This window comes from Lactobacillus sp. OTU4228, from assembly GCF_001006945.1.
Lineage (GTDB): Bacteria > Bacillota > Bacilli > Lactobacillales > Lactobacillaceae > Lactobacillus > Lactobacillus amylovorus.
The window spans coordinates 1-15,540 of record NZ_CDLD01000031.1 but is presented as its reverse complement, the minus strand read 5'-3'; the positions used below and the strand labels follow the sequence as shown (position 1 = coordinate 15,540).

The window sequence follows — 15,540 nt, the reverse complement described above, 5'->3', positions numbered from 1 at the left end:
AATAGATAGAAAAGGTGATTCATATGGCTGGACGGATTCCAGAAGAATTCATCAATGAGGTCCGCAGTAACGTTAATATTGTAGATATCATCAGCCAATACGTGTCACTTGAAAAGAAAGGCAAAGACTATATTGGTCTTTGCCCTTTTCATCAAGAAAAAACACCTTCTTTTACGGTTAATGAAGAAAAACAGTTCTTCAAATGTTTTGGCTGTGGTAAAGGCGGCAACGTTTTTAAATTCTTAATGTATAAGGATAATCTGACTTTCCCAGAAAGCGTAGAGCGGGTTGCAGAATTTGCTCATATCGCGATGCCACAAGGATATGGCAATAATGATGGAAGCAAGATGAATCCACTTATGCGGATGCATAAGGATGCAGCAGAATTTTATCACCGTGTATTGCTTACCACTAAAGCTGGTGAAAGAGGGATGCAGTATGCTCAAAAGCGGCAACTGGATCAAAAGGTGTTAGATCATTTTAATATTGGTTATGCTCCCAAAGAAGATAATGTTCTGATTACTTATCTGCGTGGCAAAGGCTATCAAGATGATGAGCTGCAAAAAAGTGGCTTATTTGTCGAAAGCAAAGATGGACGCTTATTTGACCGTTTTCGTGATCGACTAATGTTTCCTTTGGATAATGAAAATGGTCGAACGATTGGCTTTTCAGGGCGGAGAATCTCTGACGATAAAACTGAAGCTAAATATATGAACAGTCCTGAGACAAGTATCTTTACCAAGTCTAAAGTTCTGTTTCACTTTGCGGAAGCAAAGAAAGCAGCAAGAAGTGAGCAGCACCTTATTCTTTACGAAGGATACATGGATGTAATAGCTGCTTACAAGGCAGGCATTAGCTCAGGCATTGCTTCGATGGGTACTAGTTTGACAGATGATCAAATTTATTTGTTACGGCGGGTAACCACTAATATTATTATCAACTACGATGGAGATCCACCTGGTATTCATGCGGAAGAACGTGCCGCAAGAATGTTTAACAAGGCAGGCAATTTCAACCTAGGAATCGTTGTTTTGCCCGATAATCTGGATCCGGATGAGTATGTTAAAAAATATGGCGCCGAAAAATACCAAAATGAGGTAAATGGTGCTAAGACTCCAACTGAATTTTTCCTTGAAAGATTGGCTAAAAAGTACAATCTTAACAATGATCGAGAAAAGATTACTTATTTGGATGAAGCAGTCAAAGAGATCGCGCAAGTTAGAAACCCGGTTGAACGGGACATGTATATTGAACAGCTTGCACGCAACGCACAGGTGTCATCTGCTTCGTTAAAAGCAAATTTAGCTAGAGAATTACGTAGAAATAATCGTGCTAAAAGTCATATGCGTCAGCAGTCTAATTATTCTGCTCCGACTCCTAGCACGGATGAGATGCAGCCTTCTTTTGAATCAGCAGAGACTGCTACGATCCAACAAACAGCAGGGCAACGACACCCAAGGCAAGTTAGATTATTATACTTATTTATTCATTCACAGCAGGCACAAAAATATCTACAGGAGGGAAATTTCCATTTTCCAGATAAAGACTTTGAAGAATTAGCACAATTATGGATTAAATACAAAGAAACACACGATAATCCGCAAATTGATGGTTTCTTAGATTTTATTCCTGAGCAACTTCAAGGTATAATAGTAGATGCTGAAATGGCAAACATGCCAAAAGATTTTACAATTCAAGAGATTAATGAGTATGTCCAATCGCTTCAAAAGCGCAACATTTATTCCCGGCTGAATGAGCTTAACAATCAATTACAGGATGCAATGCGCAAACAAGATCGAGACGAATGTTTGAGACTTACTCAAAAGATTATTGAGTTGAAAAGGGTCTTAGGTTAATAAGGAGGCTTTTTAGTGGCAGAAAGAGAAACTACACAAAAACCATCTTTGGACAAGGTGGTAAAGCAAGTCGTTAAGGACGTTAAGAAGGAAAAGACAATTACTGAAAAGGACTTCACTGCTCGTCTGATTAAGCCTTATAATTTGCAAGGCAAGGCTGTTGACCAACTTGTACAAGAGTTTGAAGATAATGGTATCAGTATTGTTGATGAAAATGGCGATCCTTCAAAGTTAGCCTTAAAGAAGCAAAAGGATGTTGAAAAGGCTGAATTAAAGGATATGTCAGCACCTTCAAGCGTTCGAATGAATGACCCAGTACGGATGTATTTGAAGGAAATCGGACGTGTGCCACTTCTTACTGCAGACCAAGAAATCGCTCTTGCCAAGAGAATTGAAGCTGGCGATGAAGAAGCAAAGCAAGAATTAGCTGAAGCTAACCTTCGTTTGGTTGTTTCTATCGCTAAGCGTTATGTTGGTCGTGGTATGTCATTCCTTGACTTGATTCAAGAAGGTAACATGGGTCTGATGAAGGCCGTTGACAAGTTCGATTATCGTCTTGGCTTTAAGTTCTCTACTTATGCAACTTGGTGGATTAGACAGGCTATTACCCGTGCTATTGCCGACCAAGCACGTACTATCAGAATTCCTGTCCACATGGTTGAAACGATCAACAAGTTGATTAGAATTCAACGTCAATTGTTACAAGACTTAGGTCGTGAACCAACTCCAGAAGAAATTGGTGCTGAAATGAATATGCCAACCAATAAGGTTCGTGATATTCTTAAGATCGCTCAAGAACCAGTTTCTCTTGAAACTCCTATTGGTGAAGAGGATGATTCACACTTAGGTGACTTCATTGAGGATAAGGATGCAACTAGTCCAGAACAACATGCTTCATACGAAATGTTAAAGGAACAACTTGAACAAGTACTTGAAACTTTAACTGACCGTGAAGAAAATGTTTTACGTTTGCGTTTTGGTCTTGATGATGGCCGTACTCATACTTTGGAAGAAGTAGGTAAGGTATTTGGCGTAACTCGTGAACGTATTCGTCAGATTGAAGCTAAGGCTTTAAGAAAGCTTCGTCACCCAAGTCGTTCAAATCAATTGCGTGACTTTATGGATTAATATCTAGATCTATGAAAAAGACGTTAAGCAAGTGCTTAACGTCTTTTTTGATTTGCTTTATTGTTTGCTGACTTTTCCTTTAGCGATATCATCTTCAATGATCTTCATTGGGTTGAGCCAAGTACCATTGTCTTTCCAGTAGTAGCGACATGGTACACCATGTTTATCAATGTATTTCTTGTCTGTCTTAGTTATTCCTAAGTGGATGTGAGAACCGGTTAAGCGACCGATCTTTTGGCCTAACTTAATCTTTTGGCCCTTCTTTACGTAAATATCTGTGATGCTGAGAAAACCTTCTTGATAGATTTCTACATAGCCATCATCAGAAATCACCCAAACATATAAGCCAAGGCCTGGAGCATACTTAACTTTATGAACTGTCCCAGCATGCACAGCATAAACAGTAGAGTGTCCTACTTCGCTGAAGCCGAAGTCGTAACCATCGTGGAAGTAACTTTTAGTAGGGTAGTAACGTCTAATTACGTCAGTTTCACCGAATTTTTGGCCTGATTTAAATTTTATTTTCTTTTCGTAAAGGCGTTTAAAAGGATAACCCCAGGTAACCTTATGAACTACTTTTTTCTTCTTTTTAGGCTTTTTCTTTTTTACGACTTGAGTCTGAGGTCTATTGGCATTTAAATCAATGTGCCAAAGCGGTACCGAAGCAAAAATAATAATTGCAATTAATGCAATAAAAAGCGATACTTTGCTTTCTGTTTTTTTCATCTAAAAAAGTTCATCTCGTTTTCCATCAAGCATATGTTCACTAACATTAGGATCGAAAAATACAGGTAAATCATGATCAAAATTATAAGCTAGCTTATGTTGCTGCAGCTCTTCTTTAGTCATCCAAGTTAAAGTCCCTTCGTCTGATGCCTTGACTGTCCCCTTAAATTCATCGGCAACATAGAAAAAGACTAAATAGCGTTCATGATTTTTATCATAGAACTGCTTTACTCCAACAAGTTGGGGATGAGAAATGGTCAGTCCGGTTTCTTCTTTGATTTCTCGAACAACAGAATCATTAAAAGACTCATGTGGTTCAACGTGACCACCAGGGAAGGTAAGGCCTGGCCAAACTGGATCGTTGCGGTCCAAAACTAGAATTTTATCTCCATTTTTGATCATGCACATGTTAGTTAAAGTTACTGTCTCAGTTCTTTTCAATGCAAAAACCCACTTTCTTTGTACGATTATAGCAAAACATGACTAAAAACAACTACTAAATATGCTAAAATTTGATTAAACATACTCTTTATGGAGGATTAAATGAACTTAAGATTAAATACGCTGGCAAAAATGGTCGATCCCGACAGTAAAGTTGCCGATATTGGTACTGACCATGCTTATTTGCCAATTGAATTAGTTAGATCAGGAAAAATAAAATATGCGATTGCAAGTGATGTTGCTGAAGGACCGCTTGAAAATGCTAAAAACGATATTGCGGAAGCTGGATTAAGCGATCAAATTGAAACGCGTTTAGGCAATGGACTAGAAACTATTACTCATCAAGACCAAGTAGATACTGTAGTAATCGCTGGTATGGGTGGAAAATTGATGGTTGATATTTTGGATACGGCTTGGAGTAAAGACTTTCAATTTAAAAATTTAGTGCTTGAACCTAATATCGGTGAAGCTGGCGTGCGTAATTGGTTAATGATGCACAATTATGAAATTGTAGCAGAAAAGTTGATAGCAGAAGCCGGCCACACCTATGAATTAATTAAGGCACGTTTGACAGCTAATAAACATGATTTAACCGAAAAAGATATTTTCTTTGGTCCATTCATTGTACGTGAAAAGAACCCCGTATTTTATCAAAAATGGCAAGGGCAATTGGCTTACAATGAAAAATTGCTAAAGAATTTGAACAAGGCGCGAAATAAAGACGAAGACCGTATTAATGAGATTGAACATAATATTCAGTTGATTAAGGAGGAGCTAAGCGATGACTAAAGTCAAAGAGATTGTTGAACGTTTAAGACAAGATTTTCCAGAGGACATTGCTTCTAAAGGCGATCCTGTGGGGATGCAAATCGGTTCAATCGATGCCGATGTTACTAAGGTAATGACGACTTTGGATGTGCGTCCTCAAGTTGTCGAAGAAGCTGTAAAAAAGGGTGTTAACTTTATTGTCAGCCATCACCCTGTAATGTTTAGACCTGCACGTAATTTAGATTTTGCCAACGCACAAAATGCAATGTATGGCGAGATTATCAAAAATGGCATTACCGTTTATTCAATTCACACAAATTCTGATAAGGCACAAAATGGCTCAGCTGATTGGCAAGCTGAAGAATTAGGCTTAAAAGATGTTGAACCATTTTGCTTAGATGATGATGGCATTGCAATGGGACGAAAGGGTAAACTACCTAAGACGATGTCAGCTTATGATTTTGCTTATTATGTTAAAGACAAAATGAAGATCAAGATGGCCAGATTGATTACTGCGGATAACGACAAACAAATTTCCACTGTCGGCTTTATCTGTGGTGATGGTGGTAAATACTGGACTAAAGCTTTAGATGATAATTTGGATGCCTTTATTACAGGTGACGTTTATTATCACGTCGGTCATGATATGATTTCATCCGGTTTAACAGTAGTTGATCCTGGTCATTATACTGAAAAATTGTTTAAATATAAGGTATATGATCGTCTCAAGAAATGGAACGAAGAGAATAATTGGAATGTTGGCGTTGAGCTTTCTGAAGTTTCAACAAATCCATTTCAAGATTTATTTTAATAGAAAGAGGATAGAATAAATGGAATACCCAAACTTGTTGCCAAGATTTTTAAAATATGTAAAAGTAAATTCACGTTCAGATGAACATTCAGATCGTTTTCCTTCAACTGAAAGAGAAGAAAACTTCCAAAAGAATGTCATTATGAAAGACCTTGAAGAATTAGGTCTTAGTGACGTTCACTATAATCAAAAAGCTGGTAGCGTAATTGCTGAAATTCCTTCAAACGTTGATTACGACGTACCTGTAATGGGCTTTTTAGCACACAGTGATACAGCTGACTTCAATTCAGAAAATGTTAAGCCACAAATTCATGAAAATTATGATGGTGAAAGCAAGATTCAATTAGGCGATTCGGAATTTTATCTTGATCCAAAGGTTTTCCCACACTTGAAGAACTACAAGGGTCAAACTATCATCACTGCTTCAGGTGATACCTTGCTTGGTGGGGACGACAAATGTGGTGTTTCTGAATTAATGACTTTTGCGGAATACTTGATGAACCATCCAGAAGTAAAACACGGTAAGATTCGTTTAGCCTTCACTCCTGATGAAGAAATCGGTACTGGTGCAGAACACTTTGATGTCAAAGACTTCGGTGCAGATTTTGCCTTTACTGTTGATGGTGAAGCACCTGGTAAACTTGACTGGGGTACTTTCTCAGCAGCGCAATTTAGTCTTGATATTCAAGGGGTTAACGTTCACCCAGCTGTAGCTAAAGGTCAAATGATTAATGCTGTTCAGGTAGGAATTGATTTCCATAATCAATTGCCAGAACATGATCGTCCAGAACATACTGATGGTCGAGAAGGTTTCTTCCACTTGATGAGCTTCAACGGTACTGTTGATAATGCACACCTTGATTACATCATCCGTGACTTTGAACGTGATGGTCTTGAAGAACGTAAGAATTTGGTTAAATCAATCGTTGACAAGATGAACGCTGAATTTGGTACTGAACGCATTAAGTTGAAGATGTGGGACCAATACTACAACATGGCTGATGAATTGAAGAAGCACATGGATATTGTTGATTTGGCTAGGGATGCATATAAGGCTGAAGGTCTTGAAATCAACGAAGATCCAGTTCGTGGTGGTACAGATGGTTCACAATTGACTTACATGGGTCTTCCTTGTCCTAACATTTTTGCAGGTGAAGAAAACATGCATGGTCGCTACGAATATACTGTTCTTGAATCAATGTACAAGGCTGTTGATGTTATGATCAAAATGGCTGAATTAAATGCTGAAAGAGCAAAGCAGTGAAACAAATTTAAATAACTGCTATAAAAATATATACTTTTAAATAGCTATGATTATGCAAAACTTATGCTTATTTAAAGCATAACAAGTTATTCACTAGTATTATAATTGACAAAAAATATGCCAATATTGTTGTTAGATCAGCAATATTGGCTATTTTTTGTTTTGGATTTTAATTTTATAAAAATGTGAAACAGGATAAAAATAATACTTGAAAATTGAGTATAAAGTTAGTAGTATTATTAGTGTAATAGATAAATAATACAGTATATGTAGAAGGTGAGTTAATGGAATTTAAGGATAATATTCCTATTTATCTTCAAATTGAGCAATATTTATATCGTCAAATTGCTTTAGGTAAGATGAAGGCCGGTGAGAAGATTCCATCGGTTAGAAAGTTGGCATTGGAATTGACTGTTAATGTCAATACTGTTCAACGTGCTTTACAGGAAATGAACACACAAGGCATTCTTTATACCAAGCGTGGCGAGGGTAATTTTGTTACTGAAGATACGGAATTGCTTTCTAAAACAAAGCAATCTCTCATCAACAATGAGTTAGATGAATTTGTACAAAATATGGAAAAATTAGGTGTTAAAAAGGATAAATTAGTCTCAACACTAACAGAGTACTTGAAAGATAGTGAGAATCATAATGAGTGATTTATTAATTATTAAAGATTTAACTTACAAGAAAAATCAAAAAACAATTTTAAAAGATGTTGATCTAACTTTAACGTCAGGCAAAATCGTGGCCTTATTAGGTGAAAATGGGGCAGGTAAAACAACTTTAATGCGTATTATCGCTGGAGTGGCCAAGAATTATAAGGGACAGATTGATTTAGCTGGTGCAACTAAAGAAGCTGAAAGAAAGGCTAAATTATCTTTTACTGATGGCTTAACAGGTTTCAGTGATTCAACTAAGATTGCGCAAATTGTTCGCTTTTATGCTACAATCTTTCAAGATTTTGATGAAAATGAATTTGATGAATTACGCAAATTCATGAAGTTAGATCCTGAGATGAAACTTAGTCAATTGTCTCGTGGTATGCGTGAAAAGCTAATCATTGCTTTGACTTTTGCACGTAAGGCAGATTTATATCTGCTTGATGAACCGTTTGGCGGCATTGATGCAATGGCCCGCAAGAAGATCATCAATTCAATTATTTTGTGGAAAGACGAAAATTCTACTATTTTAGTCTCTGATCACTTTGTCAATGAGATTTCATCATTGCTTGATGAAGTAGTCATCGTTAAGGATAATACAGTTTTAGAGCATAAATCAGCAGACGATATCAGACAAAACCACAAGTCAATTGAAGAATACTACGAGAGCTTTTATGCAGATGAGGATGATGAATAATGACTAGTTTTAATACATTGTTCAACAGAATGTTTCAAGAAAAAAGCAAGTCAGTTTATTTAATTTACTTAATCCAGGCCTTTGCTAGTTTGTGCTTCACGATCATGATGATGGTCTCTGCTGGAGGTCATGCTCAAGAAATAGTAGTGGGAAGTGCACGGGAAACAATTAACCCGGTGGTAGAATTCTTATTCATGTTTGCAGTAATGATGCTAATGACATCATTTGTGGCGGATTTCGTTTATTGGATTGTTTCTTCCGTAAAAAACGAAAGAATTAACCGTAGTCAAACTTGGCGTTTAATTCCAATCAGTGATACCAAATTTTTATTAAGCAACTTTGGTACAGCTTTTCTTTCATACATTTGGCTTGGTATTTTAGAGTTTGTAACTGCTGTAGTAATGTCGCTACCTTTGCTTTTATCAAGTAAAGAAATTAAAGAAGCTCTTCAAAGAAGCAACTTTGATATTAGTGCTCAGACCTGGGACCAACTACTCGGCGGATTATTACTAGTAATCTTATTAGGCTATGCTTGGTACGCCATTGTTAGCTTGATTAATTTAAGCAGCAGAAGCATTATGGATTTTTTGCCTAATGGTTCAAGTAAAGCCTTGATGTTCTTTGTTAGATTAATCATAGTGATCATGATTGTCTGGCTTTTGGTCTATGCATCAAGTACATTATTTTCTGTGATTGGTCAATTTACGCCATTTGATTTTGGTTCTGGTGATACAGGAGTTTGGTCAGTCGTACTAGAATTTTTGGCCTTTGATGTAATTATTACTTTAATCGATATTTTCCTTTTGAATAAATTCGTTGAATCTAAACAGAACTAGGAGGCCGCTATGACAAGTACTAAAGCTTTATTTAAACAAATGTTTTTACAAAAGCGTCGGTATGCTAATCTGGTTTTGTTAATCCAAACCTTTGCCGTGGCATTTATGTTCTTAATGGGAGTCATTTTTAAAGGCAATGGCAATCCCATTAATAATGTTGCTAGCGGATTTGTTGGAAGTGACAATCTTTGGGACTTGATATTGGGTCTGGGTGTACTTACTACATTTTTTGCCGATGTTACCTTTTTAGGCCTAATGTGCTGGCAAAATGAAAAAATCAATTTAAGTCAGACTTGGCAATTGATTCCAGCATCTGGTAGTAAAATTTGGATCATTAATATTGTTTCTAGCATAGTTGAATGTGCTTATATCTTCGTTATTCAAATTGTAATAGGTTTAGTCGTAGTAACTATTGACAGTTTTAGCCATCATATCAATCCTTTCGTTGGTACAAGTTTTGGTACAAATATTTCTTTTATTGAGTCTGCCTGGTCTCTTATTGAAGAACTATTAACTCTGGTTGGATTGTGTTTAATTATCTTTGCTTTTGTTAGCTTAACCAATCTTTTGACTAGAACCATTGCTGACCAATTGCCAATGAAAAATACTACTGCAGTCAGATTAGTTGTAATGGCTATTTTGGTAATTGTTGGTGTGATTATTGCATTGCGAATCAACGATCAAGTGTTAACCATGTATACTAATCATTTATTTGCTAGAGCCCATCGAGCTATTGATGTTGATACTCTTGGAGTTTCTGCGCTTGAATACTGGATTGGCGCAATTTTGCTAGGCATTATTAATTGTCTTCTTATTCAGAAATTCGTTGAGCCTAAAATAGTTAATCGTTAGAAGGGGATGAATGAGTTGACTAGTTTTGGTAATCTTTTCAAACAAATGTGGGTACAGAAAAGTATAAATATATTTATTTGCTTTTCGTCATTAACTTGTTTACAATAGCGTTTCTTTCAATATTCGCTTGGGGAACCGGTAATTATGATTTAACTTTCTTTTATACGCCGACTCATAATTTAGGTAGTTTTTGGCGCTATAATATGGCTACTTTAACTATTTATTTTGATATTGCTTTTTGTGCAGTTACTTGCTGGCAAAACGAAAAGATCAATATGAGTCAAACTTGGCACTTAGCTGCTGTAGATGAAAGAAAGACTTATTTAGCTAATGTATTCAGTAGCTTAATTGCATGTGGTGTTTTCTTCTTATTGCAACAAGTTATAAATATTCTTCTGCTTATTCCTACTATGGGACCAAATTGTGTGGCAGAAGCATTTAGTCAATTTGGCTTATCTCCTCTTACACCAAATGTGCCAGGAATCAATGTATCTTTTGAATTCTATTGGCTATTTGTAGTATTAGTTATTTTGTTTATTTATTTCTTTGTAAGTTTTGCCAACTTTGTTTCAAGAATTGTTTCTAATGAACTCCCTGTAAAGAGCACCTTATGGATTAGACTTTTGATCATGGCGATTTTAGTAATTATTGCTGTTTATGTTTGGTTAATCGTCCTTTCTCACTTACAAAACTTGGTTGATACTAATAAAGTACTTCAGTCATATGATCCAATCTGGTTAGATGATCTTCTTTTATTGATAGTAGACTTAGTATTTGGTCTATGCGATATCTTGTTTGTTAGAAAATGGATTGAACCTAAAATTGTAAATAGATAAGAGAGCAATCATTAATTGATTGCTTTTTTTCTTGTTATAATTGTTTCGAGGTGAAAATTATGAAGGAAGAATCGCTTTTTTCCTTAGCCAATGAAAATGAGAGTACACCGCTAGCAGAGATCATTGCTAAACATACAAAGGCTCACTTTATCACCTTTAGTGCCGTGACTTCATCGATTAAAGACATTTGCCAAATCATGGAAGAAGCGGAACAGAACCGTCAATTTGGTGAAAAGATGATTTTGTCTTTATCGATGAAATCCATCGCTTTAATAAGGCACAACAAGATGCCTTTTTGTCCTTTGTCGAACGTGGAAGCATTACCTTAATTGGGGCAACGACTGAAAATCCATCATTTGAGGTTAATTCAGCGTTGCTCAGCCGTGCAAAAGTATTCGTTCTTCATTCTTTATCAACTGATGATATTATTCATTTGCTGAAAAATGCTATTAATGACCCAGCAGGATTTCCTGGATTAGATGTCCAAATATCTGATAAAAATCTGCGTATGATTACGGAATTTAGCAATGGGGATGCACGCAGCAGCCTGAATACGCTTGAAAATGCCGTTTTAAATGGTAAGAAGACAGGTAAAAGGGTAGTTGTAGACGAGAGCATTTTGCAACAGTTAATCAATACTAAGTCTCTACGCTATGATAAAAAAGGTAATGAACACTATAGCTTAATCGCGGCCTTGCACAAATCAATGCGTAATAGTGATGTTGATGCCGCAGTTTACTGGGTGAATCGCATGTTAGACGGTGGAGAAGATCCTTTATATATTGCGCGTCGATTAGTCAGATTTGCTAGTGAAAATGTGGGTCTAGCCGATATAAATAGTTTGAACGTAGCGATTAATACTTTTCAAGCTTGTAAATTTATCGGAACGCCAGAATGCGTCATTTATCTGGATTGCACACCGAAATCGAATTCAGTTTATGTTGCTCAACAAGAGGCGGAAAAGGCAATCAAGAGAACGGGCAATTTACCTGTACCGCTTCAAATTAGAAATGCACCAACTAAACTGATGAAGGACTTAAATTATGGCAAGGATTACCAATATGCTCAAGATGCACCAGATAAGTTGACTAATATGAAAACCATGTCGCCGGAATTAGAGGACAGTCAATTCTATCATCCAAGTGAGCAGGGCAATGAGATTCGTTTTAAGAAGAGAATTGTGCAAATTAAAAAGTGGCACGAAAAAAATGGATAAGAAAAAAGCTTCATTTCACACACGAAAATGGAGCTTTTTCATACATCTATAACTAATTAAGCGTTGGCAGACATGTAGTCATAAATTTGGTTAACTTCTTCAGCAGTGAATGAACCTTCACCAGTTTTCATAGCATGAACTTTTTCGACTGAAAGGTGACTAGCAAAAGCTAAATCAGTGTCATTTACATGGTGCTTAACTTGAAAATCAATAATTGCGTCTGTTAATTCTTCTTGTTGTTCATTCATAATAATTTCTCCTTACACCTCAATTTTAACTAAACTGTCTGTAAAAATAAAATTTTTAGCTAATTAAAATGTTTTCCATTGGTTGAATGGCCAGTAACGGAAGACAACTCGACCAACAAGAGCACTTCGTTTAACAAAACCAAAGTACCGTGAGTCTTTAGATACATCTCTGTGATCACCCATTACGAAGTACGAATTCTTTGGCACTCGTTCTTTTAAAGTGAAGTTATTAGTATAAAGCTCGCCGAGCTTATGAGCCTTTCTTTCAAAGCTATTGTTTAAATAAGGCTCAGGTGTCCGCTTACCATTGATATAAAGCTTATCATTTTTTGAGGTAACCATGTCACCAGGCATACCAACTACACGCTTAATATAAAGTGCACCTTTTTGATCGGGAGCCTTCAAAATTACGATATCATTTCGCTTAGGAGTGAAATGGCGTACCGCAATTAAACGATCACCATTTTCAAAAGTAGGTTGCATCGACGGGCCAGAGACAGTTTCATTAGACAGGAAAAAGCTAAAAATAAAGTAGTAAATTCCCATCAAAATTGCAAACATAATAATGATGTCGAGAACAAATCGCCCAATGCTCTCGTCATCATTTCTCTTTTTGGTATTTTCTGCCATAAAAATTCTCCTTGTATTACCTACTATTTTTATTATAACTGATTTCTAGTGCTTTGAATGTTAAAATCATTAAGTAGGTGTAAAGATATGACAGAATATATAACGAAAATTAATCAACTTGATCAAGAACTAGATAATGAAATTGTTCATCGTCAGGTTAACGAAATAAGACAAATTGATAATTATGTAAAAAAGCAAAAGCCCTTGCCTCAAGCACCAAATATGCTGGGGTTATTGCCAGATCAATTTGAAGATATTCTAGCAGATATTGGTGAAGACAAAAGAAGCAGTTTAACGGCAATTAATAATCTATTCAATAATTGTCGTCAGTACCTGTCTTTAGAATATGGCATTTGGTCTATTGCCAATCTAGAAACTGCCGGTTTAATTAAAGATAAACTTGGTATTACAAAAGCTTTAGAAATTATGGCTGGAAATGCTTTTTGGTCTAAAGCACTTGAAGAAGTTGGCATAGAAGTGATTAGTACAGATTCTTTAGAATGGGCTAAGACCTCTAAAACTGGTTCAGAACCATTTCACCAAGTGCTAGATTTAGCAGCTAGCGACGCTATTAAGAAATATCGTGATGTAGATCTAGTTTTGTGTTCGTGGTCACCAAATTTTGGTCAAAGCGATTTAAAGACAGTTAAGGCTTGGCGGACGTATAATAAATCAAGTTACTTATTGTTTATAGGAGAGCGAGACGGGGCAACAAATTCGCCCCAGTTTTGGCGAAGCGACTGGTTTAAAAAGACGCCAGAGTTAGCAGAAATAAATCGTTCGTTTAAGAGTTATGATTTTATTGATGAACAGATATTTGAAATTAGATAAATAATGAATTTTAAAAAGATTTTATTGCTTTTCATCCCGCTATTGGCATTTCTGGGTATGGGGACTATGCTCTCTAATATTGATTCAGGCCATGCGGATGAATTATTAGAAGCACACGGACTAACAAATAATACTCGCTACTTTAGAACTAATAGCAAAGAAAGTATTAGTTCATTTTTGCGTTACTTAGATAAAGATTATGCCAACCATCAATTGCAGCTGCATCTTGATAGCAATTATGAGAAAAAGCAGGTTTTAGTGTGGGCTAATCATACTGTTAAGAGTCTGCCGACAGAAGAAGGACGCTACTTTTCTCCAGATGATTTTAAGGGCAAGGTTTCTTTTGCAGTTTTAGGTCCAGCAACTGAAGTTAATTTGCTTAATGTGCAAAACAATAAATATGTTGTTTTGGGGCAAAATTACTATTCAGTAATTGGTGAATTTAAAGATTATCCTCAAGTAGAAATGGATAAATATTACCTAAGTACTGGGATTGATCAACCAACTGCCAAGGATCAATTAAGAAATTATCGGATAGTAATTGATGGTGCACCTAATGTGTTAGACAGAATTGCCAAACATTACCACGCACAGTTGCACGTGCCATCTTTTGTTAAAGAGCATCACCGTGATCGTTGGTCAGTTGTACCTTATATTTTGCTGTTGCTTGTTGCCGAGCTATTTGGTATTGGCGGCAATGTATTGCTAGCTATTTTAATTAAGCGACAAGCTAAATTAACGCATCTGCACGGAGAGTTATTGCGCAACTGGGTAATCAACCAAAGCGTACGTTTATTCATGATAGAGGGTGCTTTAGGCATCTTTACGTATATCTTTTTGAGATATCATGCTTTTTATTCTACATATAGTTCTCTTATCATTACGTTGATAGTTAGTTGGCTGATATTCATTGCCGCATTCTGTGTGACAATTTATTGCTTAGCGAGAAAGGATAGAAAAATTGTTAAACCTGCCAAAAGATTTTAAAGACAAATATCGCGATTTACTGGGGGCAGAACAAGCAGAAAAAATGTTTACTGCTATGAATGAGAGCAGTAAAAAGGCCTTTAGAGTAAATACTTTAAAAAATAAAACGCAAATTTCCTACAGTTTAGATAATCCAGTGCCCGAAATTAAGCATGCATACTACGGTGAAATTAGTGGTGAAGATCCTGAATGGGTAAGTGGTTATGTTTATTCTCAAGATCCTGCAGCCATGTTTCCTGCCGCAATTAGTACTGTTAAACCAGGTGAAAAGGTTTTGGATCTTTGTGCTGCTCCAGGAGGCAAAACCACAGCTTTAGGTGAGCAGTTAAAAAATAAGGGTCTGCTTGTTGCTAATGAGATCTCTATTTCTAGAGCCAAAATATTGCGTGAAAATGTAGAGCGCTGGGGCATTAGTAATGCCTTAGTCACAAATGAAACGCCAGAAAATTTGGCTGCAGCTTTTCCTGATTTCTTTGATGTAATCTTAGTTGATGCACCATGTAGTGGGGAAGGGATGTTTAGAAAGAACCCTGCAGCGATTGATTATTGGTCACAAGCTTATGTGTTAACTTGCGCTCAACGACAAAGAATGATTTTGGCTGAAGCGGTAAAGATGCTTAAACCAGGTGGTCGCTTGGTTTATTCAACTTGTACGTTTGCACCAGAAGAAGATGAAAAAATCGTAAATTGGCTCACCCAAGAATATGATTTTACTATTTTAGACAGTCAAATAAAGGATGAGCGCGTTAGT

General features: G+C 36.4%; 16 protein-coding genes and 2 pseudogenes. 14 read left to right on the top strand and 4 right to left on the bottom strand.

The window, feature by feature from the left end:
• Positions 1–23 precede the first annotated feature (23 nt).
• Together dnaG and rpoD are read left to right on the top strand one after the other, a co-directional pair.
• Positions 24–1,856 (top strand): DNA primase, encoded by a 1,833-nt coding sequence (gene dnaG / locus BN1206_RS05560; RefSeq protein ID WP_013438074.1) that lies wholly within the window; start codon positions 24–26, stop codon positions 1,854–1,856.
• A gap of 15 nt (positions 1,857–1,871) precedes the next feature.
• Positions 1,872–2,984, top strand: a complete 1,113-nt coding sequence (gene rpoD, locus BN1206_RS05555; RefSeq protein ID WP_052543034.1) for an RNA polymerase sigma factor RpoD — start codon at positions 1,872–1,874, stop codon at positions 2,982–2,984.
• 57 nt (positions 2,985–3,041) lie between these two features.
• On the opposite strand, the gene BN1206_RS05550 is transcribed toward rpoD, so the two are convergent.
• Entirely contained in the window at positions 3,042–3,710 is a 669-nt protein-coding gene (locus tag BN1206_RS05550; protein WP_013438072.1) for a M23 family metallopeptidase, read from the bottom strand.
• On the bottom strand, positions 3,711–4,151 hold the full coding sequence (locus tag BN1206_RS05545; RefSeq protein ID WP_014565908.1) for an 8-oxo-dGTP diphosphatase: 441 nt from the start codon (positions 4,149–4,151) through the stop codon (positions 3,711–3,713). It abuts the gene before it with no gap.
• Positions 4,152–4,253: 102 nt separating this feature from the next.
• Between BN1206_RS05545 and BN1206_RS05540 the strand changes: the two genes are divergently transcribed.
• From BN1206_RS05540 to BN1206_RS05500, 9 genes and pseudogenes are all read left to right on the top strand, one after another.
• Complete coding sequence (locus tag BN1206_RS05540) at positions 4,254–4,940, top strand: tRNA (adenine(22)-N(1))-methyltransferase (protein WP_013438070.1); 687 nt, start codon at positions 4,254–4,256, stop codon at positions 4,938–4,940.
• Entirely contained in the window at positions 4,933–5,730 is a 798-nt protein-coding gene (locus BN1206_RS05535; RefSeq protein ID WP_013438069.1) for a Nif3-like dinuclear metal center hexameric protein, read from the top strand. Before BN1206_RS05540 ends, BN1206_RS05535 begins: the two co-directional genes overlap by 8 nt.
• A 19-nt stretch (positions 5,731–5,749) precedes the next feature.
• Complete coding sequence (gene pepT, locus BN1206_RS05530) at positions 5,750–6,994, top strand: peptidase T (protein ID WP_013438068.1); 1,245 nt, start codon at positions 5,750–5,752, stop codon at positions 6,992–6,994.
• 284 nt (positions 6,995–7,278) lie between these two features.
• Entirely contained in the window at positions 7,279–7,653 is a 375-nt protein-coding gene (locus tag BN1206_RS05525) for a GntR family transcriptional regulator (protein ID WP_013438067.1), read from the top strand.
• Positions 7,646–8,353 (top strand): ABC transporter ATP-binding protein, encoded by a 708-nt coding sequence (locus tag BN1206_RS05520; RefSeq protein WP_013438066.1) that lies wholly within the window; start codon positions 7,646–7,648, stop codon positions 8,351–8,353. The genes BN1206_RS05525 and BN1206_RS05520 overlap by 8 nt, the downstream gene beginning before the upstream one ends.
• The gene (locus tag BN1206_RS05515; protein ID WP_046432578.1) at positions 8,353–9,189 is read left to right on the top strand and encodes a hypothetical protein; all 837 of its coding nucleotides are present in this window, start codon (positions 8,353–8,355) and stop codon (positions 9,187–9,189) included. Before BN1206_RS05520 ends, BN1206_RS05515 begins: the two co-directional genes overlap by 1 nt.
• 9 nt (positions 9,190–9,198) lie before the next feature.
• Positions 9,199–10,041: a hypothetical protein gene (locus BN1206_RS05510; RefSeq protein WP_052543033.1), complete on the top strand. Its 843-nt coding sequence runs from the start codon at positions 9,199–9,201 to the stop codon at positions 10,039–10,041.
• Positions 10,042–10,047: 6 nt separating this feature from the next.
• Positions 10,048–10,877 (top strand): annotated as a pseudogene (locus BN1206_RS05505) (hypothetical protein).
• Positions 10,878–10,936: 59 nt separating this feature from the next.
• Positions 10,937–12,093, top strand: a pseudogene (locus BN1206_RS05500) (replication-associated recombination protein A).
• 56 nt (positions 12,094–12,149) lie between these two features.
• On the opposite strand, the gene BN1206_RS05495 reads toward BN1206_RS05500, so the two are convergent.
• Positions 12,150–12,341, bottom strand: a complete 192-nt coding sequence (locus tag BN1206_RS05495; RefSeq protein WP_013438062.1) for an LBP_cg2779 family protein — start codon at positions 12,339–12,341, stop codon at positions 12,150–12,152.
• 63 nt (positions 12,342–12,404) lie between these two features.
• A complete protein-coding gene (gene lepB, locus BN1206_RS05490) occupies positions 12,405–12,971 on the bottom strand; it encodes a signal peptidase I (RefSeq protein ID WP_014565905.1) in 567 nt (188 codons plus the stop codon).
• 87 nt (positions 12,972–13,058) lie between these two features.
• Between lepB and BN1206_RS05485 the strand changes: the two genes are divergently transcribed.
• The 3 genes from BN1206_RS05485 to BN1206_RS05475 all read left to right on the top strand — a co-directional run.
• Positions 13,059–13,802: a hypothetical protein gene (locus tag BN1206_RS05485; protein ID WP_013438060.1), complete on the top strand. Its 744-nt coding sequence runs from the start codon at positions 13,059–13,061 to the stop codon at positions 13,800–13,802.
• A gap of 3 nt (positions 13,803–13,805) precedes the next feature.
• A complete protein-coding gene (locus BN1206_RS05480) occupies positions 13,806–14,789 on the top strand; it encodes an ABC transporter permease (protein WP_014565904.1) in 984 nt (327 codons plus the stop codon).
• Positions 14,764–15,540, top strand: a 777-nt coding sequence (locus BN1206_RS05475) for an RsmB/NOP family class I SAM-dependent RNA methyltransferase (protein ID WP_197072915.1), incomplete at its 3' end; no start/stop codon positions are given. The genes BN1206_RS05480 and BN1206_RS05475, both read left to right, overlap by 26 nt.

What these genes read in the sequence shown, in the direction of transcription:
- dnaG (WP_013438074.1), top strand. Translation starts at nt 24, where the DNA reads ATGGCTGGACGGATTCCAGAAGAATTCATCAATGAGGTCCGCAGTAAC.
- BN1206_RS05550 (WP_013438072.1), bottom strand. Translation starts at nt 3,710, where the DNA reads ATGAAAAAAACAGAAAGCAAAGTATCGCTTTTTATTGCATTAATTGCA.
- BN1206_RS05540 (WP_013438070.1), top strand. Translation starts at nt 4,254, where the DNA reads ATGAACTTAAGATTAAATACGCTGGCAAAAATGGTCGATCCCGACAGT.
- BN1206_RS05535 (WP_013438069.1), top strand. Translation starts at nt 4,933, where the DNA reads ATGACTAAAGTCAAAGAGATTGTTGAACGTTTAAGACAAGATTTTCCA.
- pepT (WP_013438068.1), top strand. Translation starts at nt 5,750, where the DNA reads ATGGAATACCCAAACTTGTTGCCAAGATTTTTAAAATATGTAAAAGTA.
- BN1206_RS05525 (WP_013438067.1), top strand. Translation starts at nt 7,279, where the DNA reads ATGGAATTTAAGGATAATATTCCTATTTATCTTCAAATTGAGCAATAT.
- BN1206_RS05520 (WP_013438066.1), top strand. Translation starts at nt 7,646, where the DNA reads ATGAGTGATTTATTAATTATTAAAGATTTAACTTACAAGAAAAATCAA.
- BN1206_RS05515 (WP_046432578.1), top strand. Translation starts at nt 8,353, where the DNA reads ATGACTAGTTTTAATACATTGTTCAACAGAATGTTTCAAGAAAAAAGC.
- BN1206_RS05510 (WP_052543033.1), top strand. Translation starts at nt 9,199, where the DNA reads ATGACAAGTACTAAAGCTTTATTTAAACAAATGTTTTTACAAAAGCGT.
- BN1206_RS05495 (WP_013438062.1), bottom strand. Translation starts at nt 12,341, where the DNA reads ATGAATGAACAACAAGAAGAATTAACAGACGCAATTATTGATTTTCAA.
- lepB (WP_014565905.1), bottom strand. Translation starts at nt 12,971, where the DNA reads ATGGCAGAAAATACCAAAAAGAGAAATGATGACGAGAGCATTGGGCGA.
- BN1206_RS05485 (WP_013438060.1), top strand. Translation starts at nt 13,059, where the DNA reads ATGACAGAATATATAACGAAAATTAATCAACTTGATCAAGAACTAGAT.
- BN1206_RS05480 (WP_014565904.1), top strand. Translation starts at nt 13,806, where the DNA reads ATGAATTTTAAAAAGATTTTATTGCTTTTCATCCCGCTATTGGCATTT.